Genomic DNA, 25,704 nt, shown 5'->3' on the forward strand with positions numbered 1-25,704 from the left:
TCGGCATCGCCGAGACAAGCCTACAGCGGGCCCCGGCAGCGATGCCGGGGCCCGCTGCGTATCGGGAATTCACTCGCCGCGCGTGAAGACGATGGTGATCTCGGCCAGGGTCACGCCGTACTTCTTCATCGCCGTGCGGTTGATCAGCCGCCCGTCGGGCTGCAGGTACATCCAGTCATCCAGGGTAAAGGTGATCTCGCGGCCGGAGACCTCTACCGGCAGCCGGTAGGTCATGTTGAAGACATGCCCCGCCTGGCGAGCCGTCACGGGCCCCTCGACGTCGTTGGCGGTGCCCAGCCAGCGATCCTCGCCGTCGCGCTCGAAGGTCCACACCCGGCGATCGGTCTCGCCGTCGTCATAGACGAAGTGCTCGTCCAGGGTCAGGGTGTCGCCCTCGGCACGCCCCTCGATCTCCACCGTGAAACGGCGCTGCACCTCGCCGCTGTAGTCCTGCACCATGCCCCAGGCGCGGGTCTGGCCTTCGAAGTAGTCGGCGATATCCAGGCGTGGTTGCGTCCCGGCGTAGCGCTCGATATCGACGCTGGTACAACCGGCCAGCAGCAGGGCGGCACCCAGCAGTGCCAGGCGTGACAGCCATTTCCTATACATTGGTAAGACCTCTGTAGAATATAGGTACAGCAACAGGCTAGCCGACCCGTGCCGGCGTGACCAGTACTGATGGCAGGGCGCCATCCATGCATGACACTGATTACCAGAGGCAAAATGGTGCGCCTGCGCTAGCGTCGTTTCCGGTCCAAAGCGATGAGGCCAACAAGTTCGTATAATGTATATTATGTTAAATGGCGCCTATAGAAACCCGACTCTTCGGGTCCTCCGCACGCATTCTCGCCAGCCCCGTATGCGCCCGGGTTGGACAAGGTCCTTGGCGACTCCTTATTATCCCCGCACTGTTCAAAGGAATTGTCCTGCCCCATGCCCCATCCCCTGTTGAGCGCCGCTCTTGCGACGTCCGCCCTGCTGCTCACCGGCTGTGTTGCCCTGAACGACAAGCCCGCACCGCCTGCGCCGCTGACGCCGGCTGACTTCCATGTGCGAATGGATGCGCTGGAAGATGCCCTGAGCGCCCGCTGCGACGACCAGTCGCGGCTGGGCAACGAGATATCATCGGTCACCAGCCGCCAGGATACCCTGATCGGTGATGTGCGTGAGGTGGGCTCGCTGCTGCGCGGGATGAATGCCCGGCTGGACGACCTCTCGGTCGACGCCCCCGAGCCGGTCGTGGTCAGGCGTGAGTGCGCCGCCGACGAGCTGGGGCTGGCCAACAAGACGGTGCTCGGCAGCAGCGAATGGATCGGCCTGCCCGACGTGGGCACCTACCTCAAGGCACGCATCGACTCCGGCGCCAATACCTCGTCGCTGTCGGCCCGCGAGATCACCCGTTTCGAACGCGACGGCGAGGACTGGATCCGCTTCAAACTGGGGCTGACCGACGACGATGTGGTCGTCGATGCGGTGCGTGACGAATGGATCGAGGCCCCCATCGAGCGGCGTGTCCGTATCATCCAGGCCACCGGTGAGGAATCACGCCCGGTGGTCACGCTGATGATGACCCTGGGCGCAATTCGCGAACCAGTGGAGTTCACCCTGAGCGACCGCACCCATCTCGACTACCCGGCCCTGCTGGGCAGGCGTTTCCTGCTCGATATTGCCGTGGTCGACGTAGCCGAGCGCTATCTCCACGAGCGTCCCGAATATCCCGGCGGGCGCCCGGCATCGGAAGCCGGACGCGATCAGGATGACGCCGATCTCGACAACGAAGAGCGCTGAGCCGCGCATCAACCGCTCTCTGCCAAGGAAGACCCATGTCACGACTGCCCTTCTATCTGCTGGTTGGCGTCCTGTTCCTGGCCGGCGTAGCCATGAGCCTGCATCGCCACTATCAGCTCGAGGTGCCCTGGACGCCGGGCGAACAGCGCCAGGTGTGGGAGGTGGAAGCCCAGGTCAACTTCACCGCCCTGGGTGATCCGGTGCTGGTGGACATGGCACTGCCGTCGTCCCAGGAAGGCTTCCGGCTGCTAACCGAACACACTGCCTCGCCGGGGTTCGGGTTGTCGTTTGTGGAGGAGGATGGTGCCCGGCGTGCCCAGTGGTCGATCCGCGAGGCCAGCGGCTCACAGCAGCTCTACTACACCGCCCAGGTCCTGGTGGCACCGGACAGCCGTCCGCCGCGCCTGGAGGCCCCGCCGTTGCGCCGCGACATCGTCTGGGAGCGCCCCTATGACACGGCGGCCACGCAGCTGATCGAACGCGCCTGGAGTCGCAGTGCCGACTCCTTCACCTTCGCCCGCGAGCTATTCCATGAGTTCGACGCGGAACGCCAGGGCGAGAATGCCCGCCTGCTGCTGACCCAGTTCGACCGCACTCCCCTGCTGGTTCGCCTGCTCAACCAGGCAGGGGTTCCCGCCCGGGAAGTGAACGGGCTGCTGCTCGAGGATGGAAGGCGCCGCCAGTCGCTGACCAGTTGGATCCAGGTGTTCGACGAACAGAGCTGGAAGCTGTTCGACCCGGCGACCGGTGAGCAGGGTCGCCCGGATAACCTGCTGATCTGGGAGGGAAGTGGCCAGGCGGTGCTCGAGGTACAGGGCGGCACCAACTCCCAGGTCACCTTCTCGATGCTCTCCCGCAACCAGCCCGCGGCTGCCGCCGTGCGCAACCAGCTGGCCGAGGATACCCTGCTCAACTTCTCCATCCATAGCCTGCCGCTGGAGGAGCAGGCGCTCTTCCAGACCATCCTGCTGATCCCCATCGGTGCACTGGTGGTGGTACTGCTGCGCATCCTGGTGGGGATCAAGACGTCGGGCACCTTCATGCCGGTGCTGATCGCCCTGGCCTTCATCCAGACCAGCCTGGCCACGGGGCTGATCGGCTTCCTGCTGGTGGTGGCCGTAGGCCTGGTGATCCGCAGCTATCTCTCCTATCTCAACCTGCTGCTGGTGGCGAGGGTCACGGCGGTGATCATCACGGTGATCGGCATCATCTCGGTGTTCTCGGTGCTCGCCTATCGGTTCGGGCTCAATGCCGGCCTGACCATCACCTTCTTCCCGATGATCATCCTCTCCTGGACCATCGAGCGCATGTCGATCCTGTGGGAGGAGGAAGGCCCCAAGCAGGTGCTGATCCAGGGCGGCGGCAGCCTGATCACCGCGGTGCTGGCCTTCCTGGCCATGAATAACCCCTGGGTGCGGCATATCACCTTCAATTTCCTGGGGGTGCAGCTGATCCTGATGGCACTGATCCTGCTGATCGGCAACTACACCGGCTATCGCCTGCTGGAACTGCGTCGCTTCAAGCCGGTCACCGAGGATTGAGCCATGCGTGAATGGACGACCCCCGGCAAGCTGCGCGCCAAGGGCATCATCGGCATGAACCGGCGCAATATCCGCTACATCGGGCGCTACAACAACCGCCGCCTCTATCCGCTGGTGGATGACAAGCTGCAGACCAAGCTGCTCGCCGAGCGCTTCGGCATCACCACCCCGGCGCTGATCGGCACCGTGACCACCCAGTTCGGCGTCAAGCACATCGGCGAGCTGCTCGCCGGGCACAACGGCTTCGTGATCAAGCCGGCCAAGGGCAGTGGCGGCAAGGGCATCCTGGTGATCGAACGCGTGGAGGGGGACGAGTTCATCAAGCCCAGCGGGGCCCGGATGCGGCTGCCGGACGTCGAGCGCCACGTCTCCAATATCCTCTCCGGCCTCTACTCGCTGGGCGGTGCTCCCGACGTGGCGCTGGCCGAGGCGCTGATCAACTTCGACGAGAGCCTCTCCGAATATACCTACGAGGGGGTCCCGGATATCCGCGTGATCGTCTTCCGCGGCTATCCGGTAATGGCGATGATGCGCCTCTCCACCGCGGCCTCGGACGGCAAGGCCAACCTGCACCAGGGGGCGGTCGGGGTGGGTCTGGATATCGCCACCGGTACCGCCATTCGCGGCGTGCAGTTCGACCGTACCCGCCACGACCATCCCGATACCGGCCATGAGCTGGCCAGTCTGGCCATCCCCGACTGGCCTACCCTGCTGCTGCTCGCCGCCGGGTGCTATGAGATGACCGGCCTCGGCTACCTGGGCACCGACATGGTGCTCGACCGCGACCAGGGACCCATGCTGCTCGAGCTCAATGCACGCCCGGGGCTGGCGATCCAGATGGCCAATGGCGAGGGGCTCCGGCGTCGTCTCGACCTGGTCGAGAAGCAGCCCGAGGGCGTGTCGCCCGAAGCACGGGTGGCCTTCGCTCGCGAGCATTTCGCACGGCGCAGCGAACTCGAGGCTGTCGCCGAGGCCTGAGCCTCGGTGGCCCGCCCTCGCACAGCCGCGTAGAATGGCGGCAGAATCCACAGCCGACGGGTCCCATGACCGAATCCCGTAACCTGCTGCTCCAGGCGGAGCGGCAGTGCCAGCAGAGCGGCGCACGCTTCACGCCCATTCGCCGCCGGGTGCTCGAGATGATTGCCGACGCCCCCGGGGGTCTCAAGGCCTATGACCTGCTCGACCGCCTGGCGACCGAGCACGCCTCGGCCAGGCCGCCCACGGTGTATCGTGCCCTGGAGTTCCTGATCGACCAGGGTCTGGTGCATCGCATCGAGTCGCTCAATGCCTATGTCGCCTGCCCCTGCCCCGAGCACTCCCACGGCTTCCAGCTGTTGATCTGTCGCGTCTGCGGGCGTGTCGAGGAGTTGCACCTGGATGAGGTCAATGCCCAGCTCTCCGGCTGTGCCCGCCAGTTGGGCTTCCGGGTGGAGCGTCAGACCATCGAGCTGCTGGGGCGCTGCGATGCCTGCTGCGCCACCGACGACTGAGCCCAACCTGCGAGAGCCCCGATCCTGCGGAGAATCCCCATGCCCGACACCTTCAAGGCCCTGGAACGGGCCCCCGCCGACAGCCGCCATGCGCTGGCCGACGTGCTTGCGGCCATCCGCTTCAATGCCGATGGCCTGATCCCGGCCATCGCCCAGCAGCATGACAGCGGCGAGGTGCTGATGATGGCCTGGATGAATCGCGAGGCGCTGGAAGAGACGCTGCACACGGGCCGGGTCTGCTACTGGTCGCGCTCCCGCGGCAAGCTGTGGCGCAAGGGCGAGAGTTCCGGCCAGCAGCAGCACCTTGTCAGTGCCGCCCTGGACTGCGATGGCGACACCCTGCTGCTGCAGGTGGACCAGACCGGACCGGCCTGCCATAGCGGACGCCGCAGCTGTTTCTATGTGGCCCTTGAGAAGGACGCGGCGCGCATCACCAGCGCCCCGTTGATCGACCCCGATTCCCTCTACGGCAAGGCCTGATGCCCTGCCTGGCGGCCTGGCTGGCCAAGCTGGTGCGGCTGTTGCGCCAGGGCACTGCCTGGCTGATGATCGCCCTCGTGAAGCTCTACCAAGTCACCCTGAGCCCCCTGCTCGGGCCGCGTTGTCGCTACTGGCCGAGCTGCTCCAGCTATGCCGTGGAGGCGATCCGGGTGCACGGGCCGCTCAAGGGTGGGCTGATGGCCGCCCGTCGCATCGCGCGCTGCCACCCCGGCTGCGAGGGCGGCATCGACCCGGTACCCGGCGGCCCCAGCGAGGCGCTGTGCCGCGAGGATCCCGAGCTCGACGAGAACTTTCGCCCCCGGCCGCCGGCGGATGACGAGCGGGTGCGCTGAGCCTCAGGCGGCTTCCTGCTCGGCCACCTCGTAGATGCGCTTGAGCATGGCGTTGAGGCCATTGCTGCGCGTCGGCGAGAGGTGCTTGTCGAGCCCCAGATCGGCGAGGAAGTGCGGCGAGGTATCACGGATCTCGGCGGCCGGCCGATCGTTGTAGATCCGCATCAGCACGGCGATCAGCCCCGAGACGATGGCGGCATCGGAGATGGCGTCGAAGTGCACCACCTCGCCGCGGCGTTCGTGGTGCATCCAGACATTGGACTGACAGCCCTGGATCTTGAGTTCGTCGCGCATCCATTCCGCGGGGAAGTCGGGCAGCGCCTTGCCCATATCGATGATGTACTGGTAGCGATCCATCCAGTTGTCGAACATCTCGAACTCGTCGATCAGTTCCTGCTGCGCCTGTTCGGCGGTGGTGTCGATCGTCATGTGATCTCCTTCGTGGTCGTTGTGGCGATTATACCGGCTCGTCCCGGGCGGCGTCCGCCCCCTGCCACCCCTCTCTTCGCTCGGCAAGGCCATGCAGCGACTGTTGGCGGTGCCAGGCCTCATCCTCGGCGTGCAGGTAGCGGGCCGTGGTATCCAGCCTCGAATGGCGTGCCGTGGCTGCGAGGTAGCGCAGCTCGACACCGGCCTGGGCTTGATGGGTCAGCGCCGTATGGCGCAGCCAGTGCGGGGTCGCCTGGCGCAGGCACAGCGCCCAGCCATGGGCGCCCTCCCCCTGCTCTTCCTCGAGGGCATCGGCGGCCTCGCGAAATGTCTCGCGGATCAGCCGGTAGAGGCGGTTGTCGCCGATGCCCCGCCTGCCATCCAGGGCACGCAGCAACGGTGTGGCATCGTCCGGCTGGGGTTCCGGGCTCAGGCCCAGGGCAAGACGCCACTCGGTCAGCAGGGTCAGCATGTCGGGCGGTACCGGAATGCTGGCGGTCTTGCCCCCCTTGCCGATGACATTCCACCACCAGCGCCCCTCCCGCCGCTGGAAGTCGCCCATGCGCGCCGCGCTCATCTCGCTGATGCGCGGGCCCAGCAGGTAGGCGAAGCCGAACACGAAGCGGCGCCGGTGGCGCTGGTAACGCTCTCGCGGTGAGCCGCCCTCCTCCATAGCTGCTGGACTGCCTGCGCCGGTCAACCAGCCCCAGAACCACTCCCACAACGGTGCCTCCAGGTAGCGTTCGATGCCGCCATGACGATTGTCCAGGCGCCGCCGCTTGTCGCGCATCAACCGGAAGGGATTGTGGGCTACCCACCCCGCCTCGGCCAGCCAGGCATACATGCCCTGCAAGATCACCAGGCTCTGGCGGCGGCTCGCCGGCGACAGCGGGCCGCGAAACGGGCGCCAGTCCTCAGCCTGGCGAGGCCGCGGCGGCCCGACCCAGCGCGAGCGAGGTTGGGGGTCGGCGAGGAATGCCTCGAAGCCCTCCAGATGGTCGCGTCTCACCTGGTTCAGCGTCATGTCCTGCTCGGCGAGCCACAGCAGCAGGCGCTCGGCCTCGCGACGATAGGCGCGCCGGGTCCTCGGGCTGGCCCGATACTCCGCCAGCCATTCGGCTACCGCCTCGGCATCGCTGCGCGCCGCGATATAACCGCCCTGCCCGGCCATTGGGCGCTCCACAAGGCTCGTCTCGACGCCGACCGGCAATTCGCTATCTGTCCCTTGCACTGCTCACTCCCACTCCGCACTGCTCCTTGCTCCTTGCTCCTTGCTCGACAGTATCCCGTTCACGGTCCATAAAAAGCAAGATAAGCCGCGTAATCTTGCTTTTATTCTCCATTTCATATCGTATTCTACGCTTTACGTATAATGTAATAATCTTCCATTTATCGACAATCCCCGCTATGCTGCGCCGGAAAACACCCCCAGAGGGGCATCGAGATCCACCAGCTCGCACCCCTTCCTGCCGAGGAGAGACCCATGGCGCGCAGTGGCGTGACCTACGAAGACGTGCAGCGAGCCATCGATGAACTGTTGACCCGCGGTGACGCCCCCAGCGTGCAGAAGATTCGCGAGATTCTTGGCACCGGCAGCTTCACCACCATCAGCGAGCACCTGCGCGAGTGGCGGCAACAGCGAGAGCAGAACCGTGACGTTCCCCCGCCTCGCGGCATGCCGGCTGCCCTGCAGGAGCTCGCCGAAGGGCTATGGCGCCAGGCCCAGGAGAGCGCCAACCAAGCGCTGGCGCACTATCGGGAAGAGGCGGACCGCAAGATCGAGGAGGCCCGTGAGGCTGCCGCCGACGCCCACCGCCAGGCCGAGGATGCCCGGCAGCGCGAAACGGCACTGGCCAGCCACCTGGCCGGCACAGAACAGCGACTCGAGACGCTCAGCGCCGAGCTGGCCACCCGTCAGGCGGATAACGAGAGCCTCCGCAAGGCCGAGCAGCGCCTCGCCACGCGACTGGCCGAGGCGGAGTCCCTGCTGCAGCGTCATCGGGATGAGGCGACACGGGTGGCGGACGAGCATCAGCAGGCCATGCAGGCCCGGGAAGCCGAGCATCGCGATAAGCTGACGCGAGAGGAGCAGCGCCACGAAAGTGCCGAGACACGGCTGATGGCGCTGCTCGACCAGGCGCGTCAGGAGCGACAGGCCCAGGAGAAGGCCGCGGCCGGCCGCGAGGAGCAGCTGGAGAAACGCCTCGCCCGCCAGGAGTCACAGCTGCAGGAGGCGCGTGCCCGGCTGGCCGAGGAGGAGAAGCGCCATCGCGAGACCGACTGGGCGCGGCGCCAGGCCGAGTCGCTGGCGGACACTCGTCAGCATGAGCAGGCGCTGCTGCAGGCCCGCATCGACGAGCAGAAGCGTCATCTGGAGGACCAGACCCAGCGGGTGAGACATCTGGAGGAGCAGCTGCACCGCTGCCTGTGGCAGACGCCGACGGCTAGGGGCAGCGAGGCGGAGGATGATACCGATGATGAAGAGAAGAGCAGCGAGAAGCGCGAGCCCACCGACGACGCCCAGTGATCTCACCGGACGCAAGCACAAGGGCCCCACCGATCGGTGGGGCCCTTGCGTTGGCACAGGGCCTGCCTCACGGCTGGCCCTATCTTCCTGTCGACCCGGGCAGCGCCCCGGTCGGTCCCGCCTAGCGGTAGTAAGCGTTGGTGGTGTCGGTATGGTCGGTGACGTCACGGATACCACCCAGCTCCGGGATGCGCTCCATCAGGGTGCGCTCGACGCCCTCCTTGAGGGTCAGGTCCACCGCCGCACAACCCTGGCAACCACCACCGAAGGCCAGCACGGCCACGTTCTCACCGGTCAGCTCGACCAGCTTGATCTCGCCGCCATGAGCCGCGAGGCCGGGGTTGATCTCGCTGTAGAGGATGTAGTTGACGCGATCCTCCAGCGGGCTGTCGGCGTTGACCTTGGGCATCTTGGCGTTGGGCGCCTTGATGGTCAGCTGACCGCCCATGCGGTCGGCGTTGAAGTCGACCACCGCCTCCTCGAGGAACGGCAGGCTGTTCTTGTCCAGGAAGACGCCGAGTTTGGGCAGCTCCAGCTTCTCGTCGGTCGGTTCCTCCTCACCGGGCCGGCAGTAGGCCAGACAGGTCTCGGCATAGGGGGTACCCGGCTGGGTGATGAAGATGCGTACCGCGATACCCTCGACGTTCTGCTTCTCGAGCAGCTCGGCGAGGTAGTCCTGGGCACTGTCGGTAATCTGGATCGGTTCGCTCATGGCACCCTCTTGTGAAGCTGTCGCTGTCGGTCCGCGGCAGCGGCGTGGTAGCCGCGTACCGGATAAAGTGATGCTGCCAATGGTAAGACACGGGACGCGGCGAGACAATCCCGACTGATTTGCTGGGTTTTTGTGCACCCACCTGCCCCCGCCGCGGCCAGTTTGGTACCATGTCGGGCTTGACAGTGGCCGCTGCACAGAAGATGCCCCGAGGCACCCAGCGGCCGCGACCCCCGGACACTACCCCGCTGGAGACCGATTCACACCATGGCCGCCGTTCCCACTGCCCAGACCGCTACCCTGATCGAACATCTCGCCGAGCGCATCCTGATGCTCGATGGGGGCATGGGCACCATGCTCCAGAACGCCGGCCTCTCCGAGGAGGAATTCCGGGGGGAGCGCTTCGCCGACTGGCCTTCGGACCTCAAGGGCAACAACGACCTGCTGGTGCTCACCTGCCCCGACCTGGTCACGCGCATCCATCGCGAGTATCTCGAGGCCGGCGCCGACATCGTCGAGACCAACACCTTCAACAGCACGCGCCTCTCCCAGGCCGACTACGGCATGGAGGCGCAGGTCCCCGAGCTCAACCGTGAGGCGGCGCGCCTGGCGCGTGAGGTGTGTGATGCGGTGGGCGCCGAGACCGGCATCCCCCGCTATGTGGCCGGGGTTCTCGGGCCCACCTCGCGCACCGCCTCGCTCTCCCCGGACGTCAACGATCCGGCCAAGCGCAACGTCACCTTCGATGCGCTGCGCGAGAACTACTACGAGGCGGCCGAGGCGCTGATCGAGGGTGGCGCCGACCTGATCATGATCGAGACCATCTTCGACACCCTCAATGCCAAGGCGGCGATCTACGCCCTGGAGGAGCTGTTCGAGGCACGCGGTGAGCGCCTGCCGGTGATGATCTCCGGCACCATCACCGACGCCTCTGGCCGCACCCTCTCCGGCCAGACCACCGAGGCGTTCTGGAACTCGGTGCGCCACGCCAAGCCGCTCTCGGTGGGCCTGAACTGTGCTCTGGGGGCCGCGGAACTGCGTCCCTACATCGAGGAGCTCTCCACCAAGGCGGAGACCTTCGTCTCGGCTCACCCCAACGCCGGCCTGCCCAACGAGTTCGGTGAATATGACCAGACCCCGGAGGAGATGGCGGCCATCGTTGCCGAATTCGCCTCAAGCGGCCTGGTCAATATCATCGGCGGCTGCTGCGGCTCGACCCCCGACCATATTGCCGCCATCCATCGCGCCATCCAGGGCATGGCGCCGCGCCAGGTGCCGGACATTCCCCAGGCCTGCCGCCTGTCAGGCCTGGAGCCCTTCAACATCGGCCCCGACTCGCTGTTCGTCAACGTCGGCGAGCGCACCAACGTCACCGGCTCGGCGCGCTTCAAGCGGTTGATCGTCGACGAGGACTACACCACCGCCCTGGAGGTGGCCCTCGAGCAGGTGGAGAACGGTGCCCAGATCATCGACATCAACATGGACGAGGGGATGCTCGAGTCCCAGGAGGCGATGGTGCGCTTCCTCAACCTGATCGCCGGCGAGCCCGACATCGCGCGGGTGCCGATCATGGTTGACTCCTCAAAGTGGGAGATCATCGAGGCGGGCCTCAAGTGCATCCAGGGCAAGGCGGTGGTCAACTCCATCTCCATGAAGGAGGGCGAGGACGCCTTCCGCGAGCAGGCCACCATCTGTCGTCGCCATGGCGCCGCCGTGGTGGTGATGGCCTTCGACGAGGCGGGCCAGGCGGATACCTTCGCGCGCAAGACCGAGATCTGTCAGCGCGCCTACCGGATCCTGGTCGACGAACTCGACTTCCCGCCGGAAGACATCATCTTCGACCCCAATATCTTCGCCATCGCCACCGGCATCGAGGAGCACGACAACTACGCCGTGGACTTCATCGAGGCCACCCGCTGGATCCGTGAGCATCTGCCCCACGCCATGGTCTCGGGTGGCGTCTCCAACGTATCGTTCTCCTTCCGCGGCAACAATCCGGTACGCGAGGCGATCCACTCGGTATTCCTCTATCACGCCATCCGCGCCGGGCTGACCATGGGCATCGTCAACGCCGGTCAGCTGGCGGTCTACGACGACCTTCCCGAGGAGCTGCGCGAGGCGGTGGAGGACGTGGTCCAGAATCGTCGCGCCGACAGCACCGAACGCCTGGTGGACCTCGCCGAGAAGTACAAGGGTGACGGCGGCGGCGCAGCCAGGAAGGAGGACCTCGAGTGGCGCTCCTGGGAGGTGGAAAAGCGCATCGAGCACGCCCTGGTCAAGGGCATCACCGCCTACATCGAAGAGGACACCGAGCTGGCCCGTCAGCGCGCCACCCGCCCCATCGAGGTGATCGAGGGGCCGCTGATGGACGGCATGAACGTGGTCGGCGACCTGTTCGGCGCCGGCAAGATGTTCCTGCCTCAGGTGGTCAAGTCGGCGCGAGTCATGAAGCAGGCGGTGGCCTACCTGATCCCCTATATCGAGGCGGAGAAGGCCCTCAACGAGGACACCCAGGCCAAGGGCAAGATCGTCATGGCCACGGTCAAGGGCGATGTCCACGACATCGGCAAGAATATCGTCGGCGTGGTCCTGCAGTGCAACAACTACGAGGTGGTCGACCTCGGCGTGATGGTGCCGGCGGAGAAGATCCTGCAGACGGCCCGGGAGGAGAATGCCGATATCATCGGCCTTTCCGGGCTGATCACGCCGTCGCTGGACGAGATGGTCCACGTGGCCAAGGAGATGCAGCGCCAGGGGTTCGAGCTTCCGCTGCTGATCGGCGGCGCCACCACCTCCAAGGCCCACACCGCCGTCAAGGTGGAGCCCCAGTATCAACAGCCGGTGATCTACGTCTCCGATGCCTCCCGCGCCGTGGGGGTCGCCGGCAAGCTGCTCTCGCCGACGCTCAAGCCGGACTATGTCGCGGAGATCAGCGCCGAGTACGAGAAGGTTCGCGAACGCAACGCCAAGCGTCGCCCCAAGGCCGCCGACCTGACCTACGCCCAGGCCCGGGAGCGCAAGTGTCGCCTCGACTGGAACGCCTACACCCCGCCCCGGCCGGCCATGACGGGTACGCTCTCCTTCGATGACTACGACCTCGAGGAGATGGTCGAGCGGATCGACTGGACGCCCTTCTTCATGAGCTGGCAGCTGGCCGGCAAGTACCCGAAGATCCTCGATGATGCCAAGGTCGGCGAGGCGGCGCGCAGCCTGTTCCACGACGCCCAGGCGATGCTGCGCAAGCTGATCGACGAGAAGCTGGTGGAGGCGCGCGGCGTGATCGGGATCTGGCCCGCCAACAGCGTCGATGACGACGTCATCGAGGTGTATGCCGACGAGTCCCGCGAGACGGTGATCGAGCGCCTGCACCATATTCGCCAGCAGACCACCAAGAACCGCGACGGGATCTGCTATAGCCTGGCCGACTTCGTGGCGCCCAGGGAGAGCGGCAAGCCCGACTGGATCGGTGGTTTCGCCGTGACCACCGGACACGGGGTGGAGGCGCTGGCCGAGCAGTACAAGGCCGCCGGCGACGACTACAACGCCATCCTGGTGCAGTCACTCACCGACCGCCTGGCTGAGGCCTTCGCCGAGCGCCTCCATGAGCGGGTACGCAAGGAGTTCTGGGGCTATGTGCCCGAGGAGACGCTAGACAACGACGCCCTGATCGCCGAGAAGTACCAGGGCATCCGCCCGGCACCGGGTTACCCAGCCTGCCCCGATCACACCGAGAAGCCCACCCTGTTCAGGCTGCTCGAGGCCACCGAGGCAGCCGGTATCACCCTGACCGAGAACTTCGCCATGTGGCCGGCGGCCGCCGTGGCCGGCTGGTACTTCTCGCATCCGCAGTCGAAATACTTCTCCACCGGCAAGATCACCCGCGACCAGGTGGAGGCCCTGGCCGAGCGCAAGGGAATGAGTCTCGAGGAGATGGAACGCTGGCTGGCGCCGGTGCTCTCCTACGACCCCGCCTGACTCGCTGCGGGCCGCCCAGGCGGCCCGCACCCAGCCCCTGCCGCGGAACGCCATGCTGCCTCCCTCGACACGTCGCCGCATCATCCTGCGCCTGGCCCTGCCGATCATCGCCGGCATGCTCTCCCAGAGCCTGATCAACCTGATCGATGCCGCCATGGTGGGCTCGCTGGGCGAGGTGCCCCTGGCCGGCGTGGGTATCGGCGGCTATGTGATGTTCATGATCACCGCCCTGGTGTTCGGACTCTCCTCCGGCGTGCAGGCCCAGACCGCACGGCGCCACGGCGAGCAGGCCTGGACGCGCCTGGCCATGCCACTCAATGCCGGCCTGGTCATCGCCGTCGGGCTCTCGTTGCCCGTGACGGCACTCTGCCTGTGGCAGGCACCGGCGCTGATGGCGCTGATCAGCCAGGATCCCGGGGTCAACGCCGAGGCGGTCGCCTACTTCCGCTGGCGAGTGCTGTCGCTGGTAGCCGTGGCGATGATCTTCTGCTTTCGCGGCTACTGGAACGGCATCCAGCAGACCGGCCTCTACCTGCGCATCATCCTGGCGATGCATGTCATCAACGTGATGGCGAGCCTGGGTCTGATCTTCGGCTACCTGGGGCTGCCCGCCATGGGCGCCGCCGGCGCCGGCGCCGGCACTACCCTGTCGCTGTTCATCGGACTCGCGATGTGGGCCGTGGCCAGCCTGCGCCACGCCCGGCCCAGCGGCTTCCTCGCCGGGCTGCCCCGCCGCTTCACCTTCCTTACCACCCTCCGCCTGGCCGGCCCCCACTCCTTCCAGCAGCTGTGGTTCGCGGCGGGCTACGCGGTACTGTTCTGGATACTGGGCCAGGTCGGTACCGCCAGCGTGGCGGTGGGACACGTGCTGGTGAACCTCTCGCTGCTGCTGATCCTGCCCGGCGTGGGGCTGGGCATGGCGGCCATGAGCCTAGTGGGCCAGGCGCTGGGGCGCGAGGAGCACGGTGATGCCCACCGCTGGGGCTGGGAGGTGGTGCACCTCGCCTGGCTCTGCCTGGCGGTCATCGCATTGCCCATGGCGCTGTTTCCCGATGCCGTCCTCTCGCTCTTCCTGCATGACCTGGCCCTGATCGAGCTGGCACGGCTGCCGCTGCGCCTGACTGCGCTGATGATCGTGCTCGATGCCGCGGCACTGGTGCTGGCCCAGGCACTGCTCGGCGCCGGGGCCAACCGCACGGTAATGACCGCCACCCTGTCGCTGCAGTGGCTGCTCTTCCTGCCGCTGGCCTGGCTGGTAGGCGTCTGGTTCGAGCAGGGATTACTGGGCATCTGGTGGGTACAGCTCGCCTATCGCATCCTCAATTCGATGTGGTTTGCGGCGATCTGGCAGCGTCGGCGCTGGCAGCGGCTCTGCGTGTAGGAATGCCCCCTAATTACTTTAAGTATAAAAACTATGAATATTTATTCTTTTAAATAATATGGTGCTCCGCGTATCGTGCATGGCCAGGCACTGCCACTTTCACTGCAGCAGGATGGCTGAATGTATCGCTACGATTCCCACGACCAGACCCTCGTCAACGAACGCGTGGCCCAGTTCCGCGACCAGATGGATCGCTATCTTGCCGGGCGCCTGAGCGAAGAGGAGTTCCTGCCGCTGCGGGTGCAGAACGGCCTGTATATCCAGCGCTACGCTCCCATGCTGCGCATCGCCATCCCCTACGGCATGCTGGCCGCCTACCAGCTGCGCAAGCTGGGCGACCTGGCCCGCGACTACGACCGTGGCTATGGGCACTTCACCACCCGCACCAACCTGCAGCTCAACTGGCCGAAGCTCGAGAGCGTGCCGGACATGCTGGCCGAGCTCGCCAGCGTGCAGATGCACGCCATCCAGACCAGCGGCAACGACATCCGCAACACCACCACCGACCAGTTCGCCGGCGTCGCCGAGGACGAGGAGGTCGACCCGCGCCCCTGGTGCGAGCTGATCCGCCAGTGGTCCACCTTCCACCCCGAGTTCGCCTACCTGCCACGCAAGTTCAAGATCGCGGTGACCGGTGCCGCCGAGGATCGCGCCGCGATCCAGGTCCACGACGTGGGCCTGCGGCTGTGGAGGGACGCCCAGGGCGAAGTGCGCGTCAGGGTGCTGGCCGGCGGTGGCCTCGGCCGCACGCCGATGATCGGCGAGGTGGTCCGCGACGACCTGCCCTGGCAGCACCTGCTCACCTACCTCGAGGCGCTGGTTCGGGTCTACAACCAGTTCGGCCGCCGCGACAACAAGTTCAAGGCGCGCATCAAGATCCTGGTCAAGGCCCTGGGCGTCGAGGAGTTCCGCCGCCGCGTCGAGGAGGAGTGGGCCCATCTCAAGGATGGCCCCCAGACCCTGACCCGGGAGAGCGTCGAACGGGTGGCGGCTCACTTCGTCGACCCCGAGCGGCGCCCCGTTACCAACGAGGCCATCGCCGCTATCGAGGCGTTGCGCGGCAAGAATCGCGCCTTCGGCCGCTTCATGACCAACAACGTCCACGGTCACAAGGTGCCCGGCTACGCGTCGGTTACCCTCTCCCTGAAGCGCAGCGGCCACTCGCCCGGCGACGTCACCGCCGAGCAGATGCACCAGATCGCGGATCTCGCCGACGAGTATAGCTTCGGCGAGCTGCGCGTCACCCATGAGCAGAACCTGGTGCTCTCCGATGTGCCCATGGATCGCCTGGAGGCGCTGTGGCACGAGCTCGAGGCACTGGGCCTGGCCAATCCCACGGTGGGCACCCTGGCCGACCTGATCTGCTGCCCCGGGGGTGACTACTGCGCCCTGGCCAACGCCAAGTCGATCCCGGTGGCCCAGGCCATCCAGGAACGCTTCGAGGACCTGGACTTCCTCTACGACCTGGGCCCGCTGGAGCTCAATATCTCCGGCTGCATGAACGCCTGTGGCCATCACCATGTCGGTCACATCGGCATCCTCGGCGTCGACAAGAAAGGCGAGGAGTGGTATCAGATCTCGCTCGGCGGCGCCCAGGGCAATGCGGCATCGCTGGGCAAGATCCTCGGCCCCTCCTTCAGCCGCGAGGCGGTCCCCGGGGTCATCGACACCCTGCTCAAGGTCTACGTCAGCGAGCGCAGCGACGACGAGACCTTCCTCGACACCTATCGTCGCATCGGTCTCAAGCCCTTCAAGGAGCGCGTCTATGCCTGATCAGGCCCCCCACTCCGCAAGCCAACGCCCCTATCTTTTCCGCGGCCAGCCGGCCGTCGATGACTGGCAGCTGATCCGCGAGGGCCAGCCGGTGGATGGAACGCCGGCCATCGTGCCGCTCGACGAGTGGCTCGAGGGCGAGCCTGTCGAGGGGCGCGCTCCCTGGCTTGCCGCCGATACCGAGCTCGATGACGCCCTGGCCGCACGCCTCGCCGCGGCGCCGCTGGTCGCCATCGACTTCCCGAAGTTCACCGACGGTCGCGGCTACAGCCTGGCGCGGCTGCTGCGCGAGCGTCACGGCTATCGGGGCGAGATCCGCGCCATCGGCGATGTGCTGGTCGACCAGCTCTTCTTCATGCGCCGTTGCGGCTTTGACGGCTTCTCGCTGCGCGAGGACCAGTGGCTGGAGGACGCCCTGCGCAACCTGAACGTCTTCAGCCGCGCCTACCAGCCGGCGGTGGACCAGCCCGAGCCGCTGTTCCGGCGCCGCGAGCGCGAACGGAGCCAGGCCATGCGCGAGCCAGCCTTCGCCTAACCTCGCCGTTTCTGTTGGCGTTCGCGGTTATCGGCGCGGGCGCGTTCGCTCTTGCGCAGCAACACCCAGGTGGCGCCCAAGCCGCCGTCGGCGGGCTGGGCGGAGACGAAGGCCTGCACCTCGAGAAACTGCGTGAGCCACTTGGCAAGGTAGGAGCGCAGCACGTTGGGCGGACTGTCGATGGCCTGGCCGCGGCCATGCACGATCAGCACCGAGCGCAGGTCATGGGCGTAGGCCTCGTGGATGAAGGGCGGCAGGCTGCGCCGGCACTCCTCCAGCGGACGGCGCAGCAGGTGCAGCCGCGCCTGGGCGGCATAGCCACCGTGGCGCAGGCGATCCGCCACGCCCTGCTGGATACCGTCGCGGCGATAGTCGAGGGGGTCGAAGGGCGGCACCAGGTCGACGAAGTCGTCGGAGAGGAAGCCGTGACCTTCCAGCTCGGCGGCGGCACTCTCGCGACGAGCCAGCTGTGCCTCGCTGGGCGAACGCGCAGAACGGCCGGTATCGGCGCGATCCCTGCCCCGGGTCAGCGGGCGTACATCCCCCATCAGCGCCTGGAAATCGAGGTCATTGCGTGCCGTCGGGTTCATGGTTCAGCCCTCCATCGTCATGGGAAAGGCCATCCTAGCAGAGCCCAACCTCGCGTCGCGACGCCGGGGCATGGCAGGATGGGGCGACCGCAACGGCGAGACCTCCATGCGACTCCGACACCTGCTGACCACCACCCTTATCGGCACCCCCCTGGCAGTCGCTGGCTGGCTGTGGCTGACCATGCTGAGCCCCTTCACCTACGAGCGCCCCGACCATCTGGATCCCATCGGCGAGGGCCCCCATGAGGTCTTCGTCTATGGCACCCTGCGCGTGCCACCGGTGCGCTGGATCGTGATCGGCGACCGGGTCGAGACCCGTCCCGCACACCTCGAGGACTGGCGACGGAGCGGACTAGACCTCGAGCCGGCGCCCGGCGAGCAAGTGCCGGGCGAGGTATTGACCGTTACCGCCGAGGAGCTTGCCAGACTCGACCGCTACGAGCGCCTGGGCATTCGCTACGAGCGGGTGCGTCTGCCCCTCGCCGATGGCAGCGAGGCCTGGGTCTATCGCCGCCTGCCCGAGGCGTCGCCGGCGCCGGCATCCCCGTGAGCCACCCCGTCGCCCTTGCTACAATGCCGCGAACCGACGCCAATTGGCCATCTTGTCGAGGAACCCCATGACCCGGATTACCCTGCTGCACAACCCGCGCTGCTCGAAGTCACGCCAGGCCCTGGCCCTGCTCGAGGAGCGTGGTGTCGAGGTCGCGGTGCGCCGCTATCTTGACGAGCCCCTGGACGAGGCAGAACTGCGCGCACTGATCGACCGGCTGGAAGGCGATGTGGAGCGCCTGGTGCGCACCAAGGAGGCCGAATGGAAGGCCCTTGCCGCCGATGCCAGTGACCCGGAGCAGGTGATCCGGGCGCTCCTCGCCCACCCGAGGGTCATGGAGCGGCCGATTGCCGACGATGGCCAGCGGGCCGTGATCGGTCGCCCTCCCGAGGATATCCTTGCGCTGCTGGCGTGAGCTTCCCTTTCAATCCCCCGCTATCTGGAGCTTAGATGAGCGCTTCCCTGCCCTACGTGCTGATCCTCTACTACTCCCGGCACGGCGCCACCCGCGCCATGGCCGAGCGCCTCGCTGCCGGCGTGGAGTCCCTGCGTGGTGTCGAGGCACGCCTGCGCACCGTACCGCCGGTCTCCGCCACCTGCGAGGCGGTGGACCCCGAGATTCCCGCCGAGGGGGCGGTCTACGCCAGCCTGGATGACCTGCGCCACTGCGCCGGCCTGGCCATCGGTAGCCCCACTCGCTTTGGCAACATGGCGGCGCCCCTCAAGCACTTCCTGGACGGGACCAGCGAGCTATGGCTGGGGGGCGCGCTGATCGACAAGCCGGCCACCGCCTTCACCTCGACCTCGAGCCTGCATGGTGGCCAGGAGGCGACGCTGCTGACCATGCTGGTGCCGCTGCTGCACCACGGCATGGTCTATGCCGGCCTGCCCTACAGCGAGACCGAGCTGATGGAGACCACCAGCGGGGGTACGCCCTATGGTGCCAGCCACCTGGCTGGTAAACGCAGCGACCTGCCCCTCGATGAGCATGAGCGAAGCCTGGCGTACGCCCAGGGACGCCGGCTGGCTCGCCTAGCCCTGGCGCTGTCCACGCTGCAGGAGAGTCACTCATGAGGGCCGCACTGGAGCGGATGGAGAAGGACAGGGGGCTCGATGTCCTGACCGCCAAGATGCGTTGGCTGGTGCTCGGCAGCTACGCCGCGCTGATGGCCATGATGGTCTATCGTGGCATGCAGATAGAGGGCGACACCGGCCCACTGGTGCCCATCGTCGCCTTCGTGCTGCCGCTGGTGCTCTTCCTGCCGTCGCTGATCGGCCGTCGCCCCCGTGGCCATGCCTGGCTGGCCTTCGTCAGTCTCCTCTACTTCGCCCAGGGCGTGATGGTCGCCACGCTTCCCGGGCAGGGCGTGCGTGGCGTGGTCGAGGCGGTGGTATCACTGGCACTGTTTGTCGGCTGTACCGGCTATGCACGCTTTCGCAGCCGGCAGATGCGACACGACGCCCACAGCAGCTGAGCCGTGGGCGTGCTAGGCTTGAAGCGGCTTGATTCATATCAAGCCGATTGAGCCAATACTGACGAAAGGAGCTCGTGATGACCGTGACGTTCCGTCCCCTTATCGCCCTCGGCCTGTCGGCCGCGCTTGCACTGCCGCTTGCCGCCCAGGCCGCAGAGCCCGAGGATGCCATCGATTATCGCCAGTCGGCCCTGCGAGTGATGGCCTGGCAGCTGGGCCCCATGGGCGACATGGCCCAGGGCGATATCGAGTATGACGCGGAAGAGTTCGCCACCCGGGCGAACAACCTGGCAGCCGTTGCCCACCTGCCCTGGGAAGGATTCATGGAAGGCACCCTGCAGGGCGACGACCACGATGCCGAGACCGACGCCCTGGCCAAGATCGCCGACGACTGGGAAGGCTTCGAGGAGAAGCAGGAGACCTTGAAGCAGGAGGCCGCCACCCTGGCCCAGATGGTCGAGGACGGCGAGGAGTTCAACGCCTTGCGCCGCCAGGTCGGCGTCGTGGGCAACAGCTGCAAGGGGTGTCACGACGATTTCCGTGCCGAGTAGTCATACTCAGACACCATCCTGGATGTAAATGCGACGGGGCGGCCTTCAGGCCGCCCCGTCGCGCATTCGGCTCACGCGTACCACAGCCAGATCACCGGCAGGGCGCAGAGCACGATCAAGGCCAGGGCCAGCCACAGGCTCGCCGCGCGACGCTTGAGGCCAGCGTCGGGTTCATCCTCGGGGCGGCGCGCCAGTGTCTTGCGCCCGGTGATCATGGCGCCCACCAGCCGCTCTCCCTTCACGCGATGCACCACCAGCGCCAACAGGTGCCCGGTGATCAGCACCACCAGCAGGTTGGCGTTGAGGTGATGGAGTGCTATGAGGATATCGACGGTATCGCCGGCCACCCAGACGTTCAGCGGCGCCTTGAAGAAGATATCGTCGGTCATGAACAGGCCGCTGACCGCCTGGAACGACAGTGACAGCAACATGACCAGGACCATGGCGCCGCCCAGGGGGTTATGGCCGGCGAACGCGGGCGGCCTGCCGCCGAGTAGGCGCCGGCCATAGTCGATCATGCTGCTGGGGGAGCGCAGGAAACTGGCGAAGCGCGCATGAGGACTGCCCAGCAGCCCCCACAGCCAGCGAAACAGCAGCAGTCCCAGCAGCAGGTAGCCAGCGCGGGCATGGATCTCGACCGGAAAGACGAAAGGGACGCCCTCGGTCTTCATGGTGTAGAAGGAGAGGCCCACCAGGGCGACCAGGGACCAGTGAAAGAGTCGAACCGGGATATCCCAGACCAGTAGTCGAGTCATCTTGCCTCCGTGCATTAATCAGTCGCGAATCTTGTCGACAGCTGCCAAATTGGTGGATCTGTCTTACCATGGGCATCGCTGCCAACCACCGCATCAACCCATGATGGAAAGGAGTCTATCACCGTGTCACTACCACTCGCCTGGAAGGAGGCCGGGAAGCTCACCCTGCCGGTGATGTTCGGCTACCTGCCTCTGGGGGCCGCCTACGGCATCCTCGCCGTGGAGGTGGGGGTACCCTGGTGGGCGGCGGTGATGATGTCACTAGTGATCTATGCCGGTGCGGGACAGTTCCTCGCCGTGGCCCTGCTCGCCGCCGGCGCCGGACTGATGGAGCTGGCCGTGGCGACCCTGATGCTCAATTCCCGCCACCTCTTCTATGGACTCTCGCTGCTCAAGCGGTTCCAGGGTGCCGGCTGGCGCAAGCCCTATCTGATATTCGCCCTCACCGACGAGACCTATTCGCTGATCACCACCCTGCCCGCCGGGCACGCCGATGACCAGGCCCTGGCCTTCCGGGTCAGCCTGCTCAACCAGGCCTGGTGGGTGCTGGGTTCCATTGCCGGGGTGCTGGCGGGCACCACGCTGACCTTCAACAGCCAGGGCATCGAATTCGCCCTGACGGCACTGTTCATCGTGCTCACCCTCGAACAGGCGCGTCGCCTGCGTCGCTGGTTGCCCTTCGCCATCGCCCTGTTCACCGGGCTGGGCGCCCTGCTGCTGTTGCCGGATCGTCACCTGCTGCTGGGCGCCATCGGTGCGGCCAGCCTGATCCTGCTGCTGCACTACCGTCTCGGCCGCCACCCGGAGACCAGCGCATGAGCACCCCGTCGCTGCTGCTGTTCATCGGCGTCTGCGCCCTGGCCACCTTCGCCACCCGGGTCATCCCCTTCGTGGCACTGGCGCGGCATGCCGACCACCCCCTGATCCTGCACCTGGGTCGCTACCTGCCCCCCACGGTGATGATGATCCTGGTCATCTATGCGCTGCGCGACTTCCGGCCCCTGCTCGATGGCCAGCTCAACGCCGGCGCCAATGGCTGGCCGATGATCATGGCCTCGTTGATCGTCGCCCTGCTGCATCTGTGGCGACGCAACGCCCTGCTCTCGATCATCGGCGGTACCGGCGCCTACATGGCTATGGTCCAGCTGGGCTGGATGGGGTGAGGATGGAGATGCCCGCAACGCTATACTGTAAGTCAGAAAAAATGTTGCCGCGCTGCAAAACAGGTGTTGAGCTGCGTCCTCGAAGCGGCCAACATGCACAGAGATTTCAGGAGAGCTCCGTACGATGACACGCAAGATTGCCGATATCCGCCGCGACTACGAAGGCGGCCAGCTCGACGAGGCCCAGGTCACCCAGGACCCCATGCCGCTGTTCGAGGAGTGGCTGACCCTGGCGCTGGAGAGCGAAGGCCTCGACGGCAACGCCATGACCCTGGCCACCGTGGACAGCCAGGGACTTCCCCACGCCCGGGTGGTGCTGCTCAAGGGCATCGATGAGCAGGGCTTCGTCTTCTACACCAATTACCACAGTCACAAGGGCAGTGAACTGACCAACGTCCCCCACGCCGCCCTGACCTTCTGGTGGCCGTCGCTGGCACGACAGGTGCGCATCGAGGGGCATGTCGAGCAGGTCAGCGAGCAGGAGTCCGACGACTACTTCGCCAGTCGTCCCCGGGCCAGCCAGCTCGGCGCCTGGATCGCCACCCAGAGCGTGGTGATTCCCGACCGCACCTGGATCGAGGAGCGTCAGGCACGCTTCGAGCAGGCCTACGAGGGGCAGCAGATCCCGCGCCCGGTGCACTGGGGTGGGTATCGCGTCATTCCCGAGATGGTCGAGTTCTGGCAGGGCCAGCCCAGCCGCCTCCATGACCGGATCCGCTACGAGCGCCGCGACGGCGACTGGCACCACTTCCGCCTCGCGCCGTGAGGCTTCCTGAGGCGTTGCCTGCCCTGCCGATGCCGCCGGGGCATGATCCCGCGGCGGCACATTGGGGAACGCCCCGAGCCCCTCAGTCCGGCAGGCTCTCCAGGCGGTGGCGCTGCCACTCGCTGTCGGGTTCATTGAGGCGCAGCACCGCGTCCACCACCTGCTCCTCCATGTTGTAGCGCTGCTTGAAGCCCAGGTGCTTCATCAGCGCGCGCATGGGGTGATTGTCGACCATGATCTTGCCGATCATCTCCAGGGTACCGACGCTCTTGCAGTAGTTGATCATCTTGTTCATCAGCAGGCTGCCGATGCCCAGGCCCTGCAGGTCATCGCGGATGATCACCGAGAATTCGGTGCGGATATTGTCGGGATCGTTCCAGACCCTGACCACCCCCAGCATCTCCTTGCTGCCATCCTCCAGCAGGTGTTCGGCGATAAAGGCCATCTGCCGGTCATAGTTGATATGCGAGAGCATCGACAGGTCACGCTGGGTCAGGTCCGCCTTGTTGTGGAAGTAGCGGAAGCGGATGCTCTCCTCGGAGAGCTGACCATGGAAGCTGGTGATCAGCGGGGCATCCTCGGCACGGATCGGACGCACCTCGACCTCCCAGCCATTCTTCAGCGTGACCCACTCCCTGAGCTCCTCGGGATAGGGCATGATCGCGAAGCGTGCCGGATGGCCGAGATCCATGGCGAAGTCCGCCGCCACCATGTCGTCGCGGTTGAGCACCAGCGGGTTGATCTCCAGGCCACGCAGCTCGAGCAGGTCGCTGGCCATCTGCGACAGCTTGACGAGCAGCTGGCAGAGCCGGTCGATATCGCGACGCGGATCGCTCGAATGCTCGTGGATCAGGCGCGCCACATGGGTGTGCTCCACCGTATCCTCGGCCAGGCGCATGTTGAGTGGCGGCAAGGCCACCTGGCGGTCGGCCAGGATATTGACCTTGTAGCCACCGATGCCGAACACCACCACGGGCCCGAATACCGGATCGCGGGTGATGCCGGCGCACACCTGCATGGAGTGCTTGCCGCGCTGCATGGGCTGCAGGCAGTACTCGCGCACCTCGAAGGCAGGGTACTTCTCGGCAATCTTCTCACTCAGCAGTTCGATGCCTTCCGCTACCTGCTGCGGCGTCTTCAGATCCTGAAGCAGGCCAGCCGAGAGGCGATGAGGATGCTTGCGATAGCGGAACGGCCGGCAGTTGCCCTCGTGGATCACCTTCAGCGCCATGGCACCCTCTAACTCCTCCGCCGCCGCGGCCCCCTCCTCCGCCGTCATCACATAGCGGCGCTGCGCCACGGGAATGCCATAGGCCTCCAGCACCTGGGCGGTCTCTGAGTGGGTCAGCGTCTCGCGCCCCTCGGCCTTGACCGCCTCGATCAGCTTGCGGCAACGCACCCGGATCTCGCGGGTGGTGGAGAAAGGCAGGCTCGGCGGGGTCTCCTGCAGCAGGGCCTGGACCCGCTGGTAGTTCACCATGTGCATGAACGCCTTGACCGCCTGTTCGGGTGACACATAGGTGGGGATGCCGGCCAGGTTGCACTCGTGGCGTGCCGAGAAGGCCTCTTCGAGGCCCATGAAGCTGGTCAGCAGGTTACGCCGGAAGCGGTTGCGGTTGGCCACCAGCGCCTGGGCGGTCACCCTGGAGGGTGCCAGGCGGGTGGGGGCATGCACCACCAGCACGGCATCGACCCCGGGGTCCGCGGCGACGATCTCCAGTGCATCGACCATCATCTCCGGCGTGGCGTTGCCCCCCAGATCGACGGGATTCTCGCCGGGCTTGCTGATATCCAGGCCACCGCTGCGCAGGGCGTGACGCGTCTCCTCGCTGAAGTCCGCCAGCTTTCCGCCGGCATTGATCAGCTTGTCGATGGCCAGCATCGCCGGCCCCAGGCCGTTGGAGACGATCGCCAGACGGTCGCCGCGCAGGGGCTTCATGCGCGACAGGGTCATCAGGGCGTCGAACAGCTCGTCGGAGTCGTGCACGCGTACCACACCGGCCCGGGAGAAGGCGGCATCGAACACCTGGTCGCGGTTGGCGATGCCCGGGGTGGGCGGCAGGCCGGTGAGATCCGATTGGGGGGTGCGCCCGCTCTTGATCGCCAGCACCAGGCGATTGCGCGAGGCGTCACGCAGGGCGGTCATGAAGTGCTGGGCATCCATGACCTTCTCGAGATGAAGCAGGATCGCCTGGGTCGGCGAGTACTGATTGATGTAGTCGAGCAGGTCGGGAAGCATCACGTCGACGCTGTCGCCCAGGGTGATCAGGTGGGAGAAGCCCACCCCGCGCCCCGCCGCCCAGTCAATCATCGCCGTGCCCAGCATCCCCGACTGGCCGAGATAGGCGACCTTGCCGCGCTTGATGATCTGGTTGGCGTAGGAGGCATTGAGCCGGCGTCCCGGGACGATCAGCCCCATGCATTCGGGACCCAGCACGCGAATGCCGGACGCGCGGGCGGCATCCAGCATGCGGCTGCGGATCGAAGCCTTGCCATCACGCTCCTCGTCGAGATGTGAACCGCCGGAGAGCACCAGGGCGGCACGACAGCCGAAGCTGCCCAGCCGGGCGATGCGTCCCGGCACCGTCTCGACTGGTGAGCAGATCACCGCAAGGTCAGGCACCTCGGGGAGCTGGGAGACCCGGGCGAAGGCCGGCTGGCCGTGCACGCTGCTGTAGCCCTTGGGGTTGACCGCCCAGATGGTGCCGGGAAACTCTCCCTCCAGCAGATTGCGGATGACGATGCCCCCAAGGGATTCCGACTTTTCCGAGGCGCCGATCACGGCGATGGTGCCCGGTTCGAAGAAGTGACGGAGAAAACGGGTGCTCAAGGCGATCTCCCGGCTGTTGACGCAAGAAATGACTGCCTAC

Annotated in this window: 26 protein-coding genes; 19 read left to right on the forward strand and 7 right to left on the reverse strand. The window is 66.3% G+C overall.

The features are described 5' to 3' along the window. Window positions 1-69: 69 nt before the first annotated feature. Window positions 70-609: a DUF3833 domain-containing protein gene (locus ACJ7IV_RS07865; protein WP_483866499.1), complete on the reverse strand. Its 540-nt coding sequence runs from the start codon at window positions 607-609 to the stop codon at window positions 70-72. A gap of 324 nt (window positions 610-933) precedes the next feature. Between ACJ7IV_RS07865 and ACJ7IV_RS07870 the strand changes: the two genes are divergently transcribed. The 6 genes from ACJ7IV_RS07870 to yidD all read left to right on the forward strand — a co-directional run bounded on the left by ACJ7IV_RS07870 (window position 934) and on the right by yidD (window position 5,652). Continuing rightward, the gene (locus tag ACJ7IV_RS07870) at window positions 934-1,788 is read left to right on the forward strand and encodes an ATP-dependent zinc protease family protein (protein ID WP_483866500.1); all 855 of its coding nucleotides are present in this window, start codon (window positions 934-936) and stop codon (window positions 1,786-1,788) included. Between the two features lie 35 nt (window positions 1,789-1,823). After that, complete coding sequence (locus ACJ7IV_RS07875) at window positions 1,824-3,329, forward strand: UUP1 family membrane protein (RefSeq protein ID WP_483866501.1); 1,506 nt, start codon at window positions 1,824-1,826, stop codon at window positions 3,327-3,329. A gap of 3 nt (window positions 3,330-3,332) precedes the next feature. Beyond that, window positions 3,333-4,307, forward strand: a complete 975-nt coding sequence (locus ACJ7IV_RS07880) for an alpha-L-glutamate ligase-like protein (protein ID WP_483866502.1) — start codon at window positions 3,333-3,335, stop codon at window positions 4,305-4,307. A 65-nt stretch (window positions 4,308-4,372) separates the two neighbouring features. Continuing rightward, window positions 4,373-4,819 (forward strand): Fur family transcriptional regulator, encoded by a 447-nt coding sequence (locus ACJ7IV_RS07885; protein ID WP_161432131.1) that lies wholly within the window; start codon window positions 4,373-4,375, stop codon window positions 4,817-4,819. A gap of 39 nt (window positions 4,820-4,858) precedes the next feature. Next, complete coding sequence (gene hisI / locus ACJ7IV_RS07890; protein WP_483866503.1) at window positions 4,859-5,299, forward strand: phosphoribosyl-AMP cyclohydrolase; 441 nt, start codon at window positions 4,859-4,861, stop codon at window positions 5,297-5,299. Then, on the forward strand, window positions 5,299-5,652 hold the full coding sequence (gene yidD / locus ACJ7IV_RS07895; RefSeq protein ID WP_483866504.1) for a membrane protein insertion efficiency factor YidD: 354 nt from the start codon (window positions 5,299-5,301) through the stop codon (window positions 5,650-5,652). Before hisI ends, yidD begins: the two co-directional genes overlap by 1 nt. Window positions 5,653-5,655: 3 nt before the next feature. On the opposite strand, the gene ACJ7IV_RS07900 is transcribed toward yidD, so the two are convergent. Further along, the gene (locus ACJ7IV_RS07900; protein WP_232911608.1) at window positions 5,656-6,081 is read right to left on the reverse strand and encodes a SufE family protein; all 426 of its coding nucleotides are present in this window, start codon (window positions 6,079-6,081) and stop codon (window positions 5,656-5,658) included. 28 nt (window positions 6,082-6,109) lie between these two features. After that, window positions 6,110-7,252 (reverse strand): tyrosine-type recombinase/integrase, encoded by a 1,143-nt coding sequence (locus ACJ7IV_RS07905; RefSeq protein WP_483866562.1) that lies wholly within the window; start codon window positions 7,250-7,252, stop codon window positions 6,110-6,112. A 312-nt stretch (window positions 7,253-7,564) separates the two neighbouring features. Between ACJ7IV_RS07905 and ACJ7IV_RS07910 the strand changes: the two genes are divergently transcribed. After that, the gene (locus ACJ7IV_RS07910) at window positions 7,565-8,608 is read left to right on the forward strand and encodes a DNA-binding protein (protein WP_483866505.1); all 1,044 of its coding nucleotides are present in this window, start codon (window positions 7,565-7,567) and stop codon (window positions 8,606-8,608) included. Window positions 8,609-8,729: 121 nt separating this feature from the next. On the opposite strand, the gene nfuA is transcribed toward ACJ7IV_RS07910, so the two are convergent. After that, window positions 8,730-9,320, reverse strand: a complete 591-nt coding sequence (nfuA, locus tag ACJ7IV_RS07915) for a Fe-S biogenesis protein NfuA (protein WP_232911604.1) — start codon at window positions 9,318-9,320, stop codon at window positions 8,730-8,732. A gap of 267 nt (window positions 9,321-9,587) precedes the next feature. On the opposite strand from nfuA, the gene metH reads away from it, so the two are divergent. From metH to ACJ7IV_RS07935, 4 genes are all read left to right on the forward strand, one after another. Then, window positions 9,588-13,295, forward strand: coding sequence for a methionine synthase (gene metH / locus ACJ7IV_RS07920; protein ID WP_483866506.1), 3,708 nt, complete (start codon window positions 9,588-9,590; stop codon window positions 13,293-13,295). Between the two features lie 52 nt (window positions 13,296-13,347). After that, window positions 13,348-14,676: an MATE family efflux transporter gene (locus ACJ7IV_RS07925; RefSeq protein WP_483866507.1), complete on the forward strand. Its 1,329-nt coding sequence runs from the start codon at window positions 13,348-13,350 to the stop codon at window positions 14,674-14,676. A gap of 120 nt (window positions 14,677-14,796) precedes the next feature. Beyond that, complete coding sequence (locus tag ACJ7IV_RS07930) at window positions 14,797-16,449, forward strand: nitrite/sulfite reductase (protein ID WP_483866508.1); 1,653 nt, start codon at window positions 14,797-14,799, stop codon at window positions 16,447-16,449. Further along, entirely contained in the window at window positions 16,442-16,984 is a 543-nt protein-coding gene (locus tag ACJ7IV_RS07935) for a DUF934 domain-containing protein (protein ID WP_483866509.1), read from the forward strand. Before ACJ7IV_RS07930 ends, ACJ7IV_RS07935 begins: the two co-directional genes overlap by 8 nt. Here the strand turns inward: ACJ7IV_RS07935 and smrA are convergent. Next, window positions 16,981-17,574, reverse strand: coding sequence for a DNA endonuclease SmrA (gene smrA, locus ACJ7IV_RS07940; RefSeq protein WP_483866510.1), 594 nt, complete (start codon window positions 17,572-17,574; stop codon window positions 16,981-16,983). The genes ACJ7IV_RS07935 and smrA overlap by 4 nt on opposite strands. A gap of 106 nt (window positions 17,575-17,680) precedes the next feature. Between smrA and ACJ7IV_RS07945 the strand changes: the two genes are divergently transcribed. The 5 genes from ACJ7IV_RS07945 to ACJ7IV_RS07965 all read left to right on the forward strand — a co-directional run bounded on the left by ACJ7IV_RS07945 (window position 17,681) and on the right by ACJ7IV_RS07965 (window position 20,150). Continuing rightward, window positions 17,681-18,124: a gamma-glutamylcyclotransferase family protein gene (locus ACJ7IV_RS07945; protein WP_483866511.1), complete on the forward strand. Its 444-nt coding sequence runs from the start codon at window positions 17,681-17,683 to the stop codon at window positions 18,122-18,124. A 67-nt stretch (window positions 18,125-18,191) separates the two neighbouring features. Next, window positions 18,192-18,539 carry an arsenate reductase (glutaredoxin) gene (arsC, locus tag ACJ7IV_RS07950; RefSeq protein ID WP_483866512.1) on the forward strand — a complete coding sequence of 116 codons (348 nt, stop codon included), beginning with the start codon at window positions 18,192-18,194 and terminating at the stop codon, window positions 18,537-18,539. A gap of 35 nt (window positions 18,540-18,574) precedes the next feature. Then, window positions 18,575-19,198 (forward strand): NAD(P)H:quinone oxidoreductase, encoded by a 624-nt coding sequence (gene wrbA, locus ACJ7IV_RS07955; RefSeq protein WP_232911593.1) that lies wholly within the window; start codon window positions 18,575-18,577, stop codon window positions 19,196-19,198. After that, window positions 19,195-19,599, forward strand: a complete 405-nt coding sequence (locus tag ACJ7IV_RS07960) for a DUF2069 domain-containing protein (RefSeq protein WP_483866513.1) — start codon at window positions 19,195-19,197, stop codon at window positions 19,597-19,599. Before wrbA ends, ACJ7IV_RS07960 begins: the two co-directional genes overlap by 4 nt. 77 nt (window positions 19,600-19,676) lie before the next feature. After that, window positions 19,677-20,150 (forward strand): c-type cytochrome, encoded by a 474-nt coding sequence (locus ACJ7IV_RS07965; protein ID WP_483866514.1) that lies wholly within the window; start codon window positions 19,677-19,679, stop codon window positions 20,148-20,150. Window positions 20,151-20,221: 71 nt separating this feature from the next. Here the strand turns inward: ACJ7IV_RS07965 and ACJ7IV_RS07970 are convergent, their stop codons facing one another. Further along, the gene (locus tag ACJ7IV_RS07970; protein ID WP_483866515.1) at window positions 20,222-20,905 is read right to left on the reverse strand and encodes a cytochrome b/b6 domain-containing protein; all 684 of its coding nucleotides are present in this window, start codon (window positions 20,903-20,905) and stop codon (window positions 20,222-20,224) included. A gap of 123 nt (window positions 20,906-21,028) precedes the next feature. On the opposite strand from ACJ7IV_RS07970, the gene ACJ7IV_RS07975 reads away from it, so the two are divergent. The 3 genes from ACJ7IV_RS07975 (at window position 21,029) to pdxH (ending at window position 22,834) form a co-directional block, all read left to right on the forward strand. Continuing rightward, window positions 21,029-21,724, forward strand: coding sequence for an AzlC family ABC transporter permease (locus ACJ7IV_RS07975; RefSeq protein ID WP_483866516.1), 696 nt, complete (start codon window positions 21,029-21,031; stop codon window positions 21,722-21,724). Continuing rightward, window positions 21,721-22,068, forward strand: coding sequence for an AzlD domain-containing protein (locus tag ACJ7IV_RS07980; RefSeq protein ID WP_213311486.1), 348 nt, complete (start codon window positions 21,721-21,723; stop codon window positions 22,066-22,068). Before ACJ7IV_RS07975 ends, ACJ7IV_RS07980 begins: the two co-directional genes overlap by 4 nt. 124 nt (window positions 22,069-22,192) lie before the next feature. Further along, window positions 22,193-22,834: a pyridoxamine 5'-phosphate oxidase gene (pdxH, locus tag ACJ7IV_RS07985; RefSeq protein WP_483866517.1), complete on the forward strand. Its 642-nt coding sequence runs from the start codon at window positions 22,193-22,195 to the stop codon at window positions 22,832-22,834. 82 nt (window positions 22,835-22,916) lie between these two features. Here the strand turns inward: pdxH and ACJ7IV_RS07990 are convergent, their stop codons facing one another. Continuing rightward, a complete protein-coding gene (locus ACJ7IV_RS07990; RefSeq protein WP_483866518.1) occupies window positions 22,917-25,664 on the reverse strand; it encodes a bifunctional acetate--CoA ligase family protein/GNAT family N-acetyltransferase in 2,748 nt (915 codons plus the stop codon). Window positions 25,665-25,704 lie beyond the last annotated feature (40 nt).

This window comes from Halomonas sp. C10-5 (assembly GCF_057169305.1).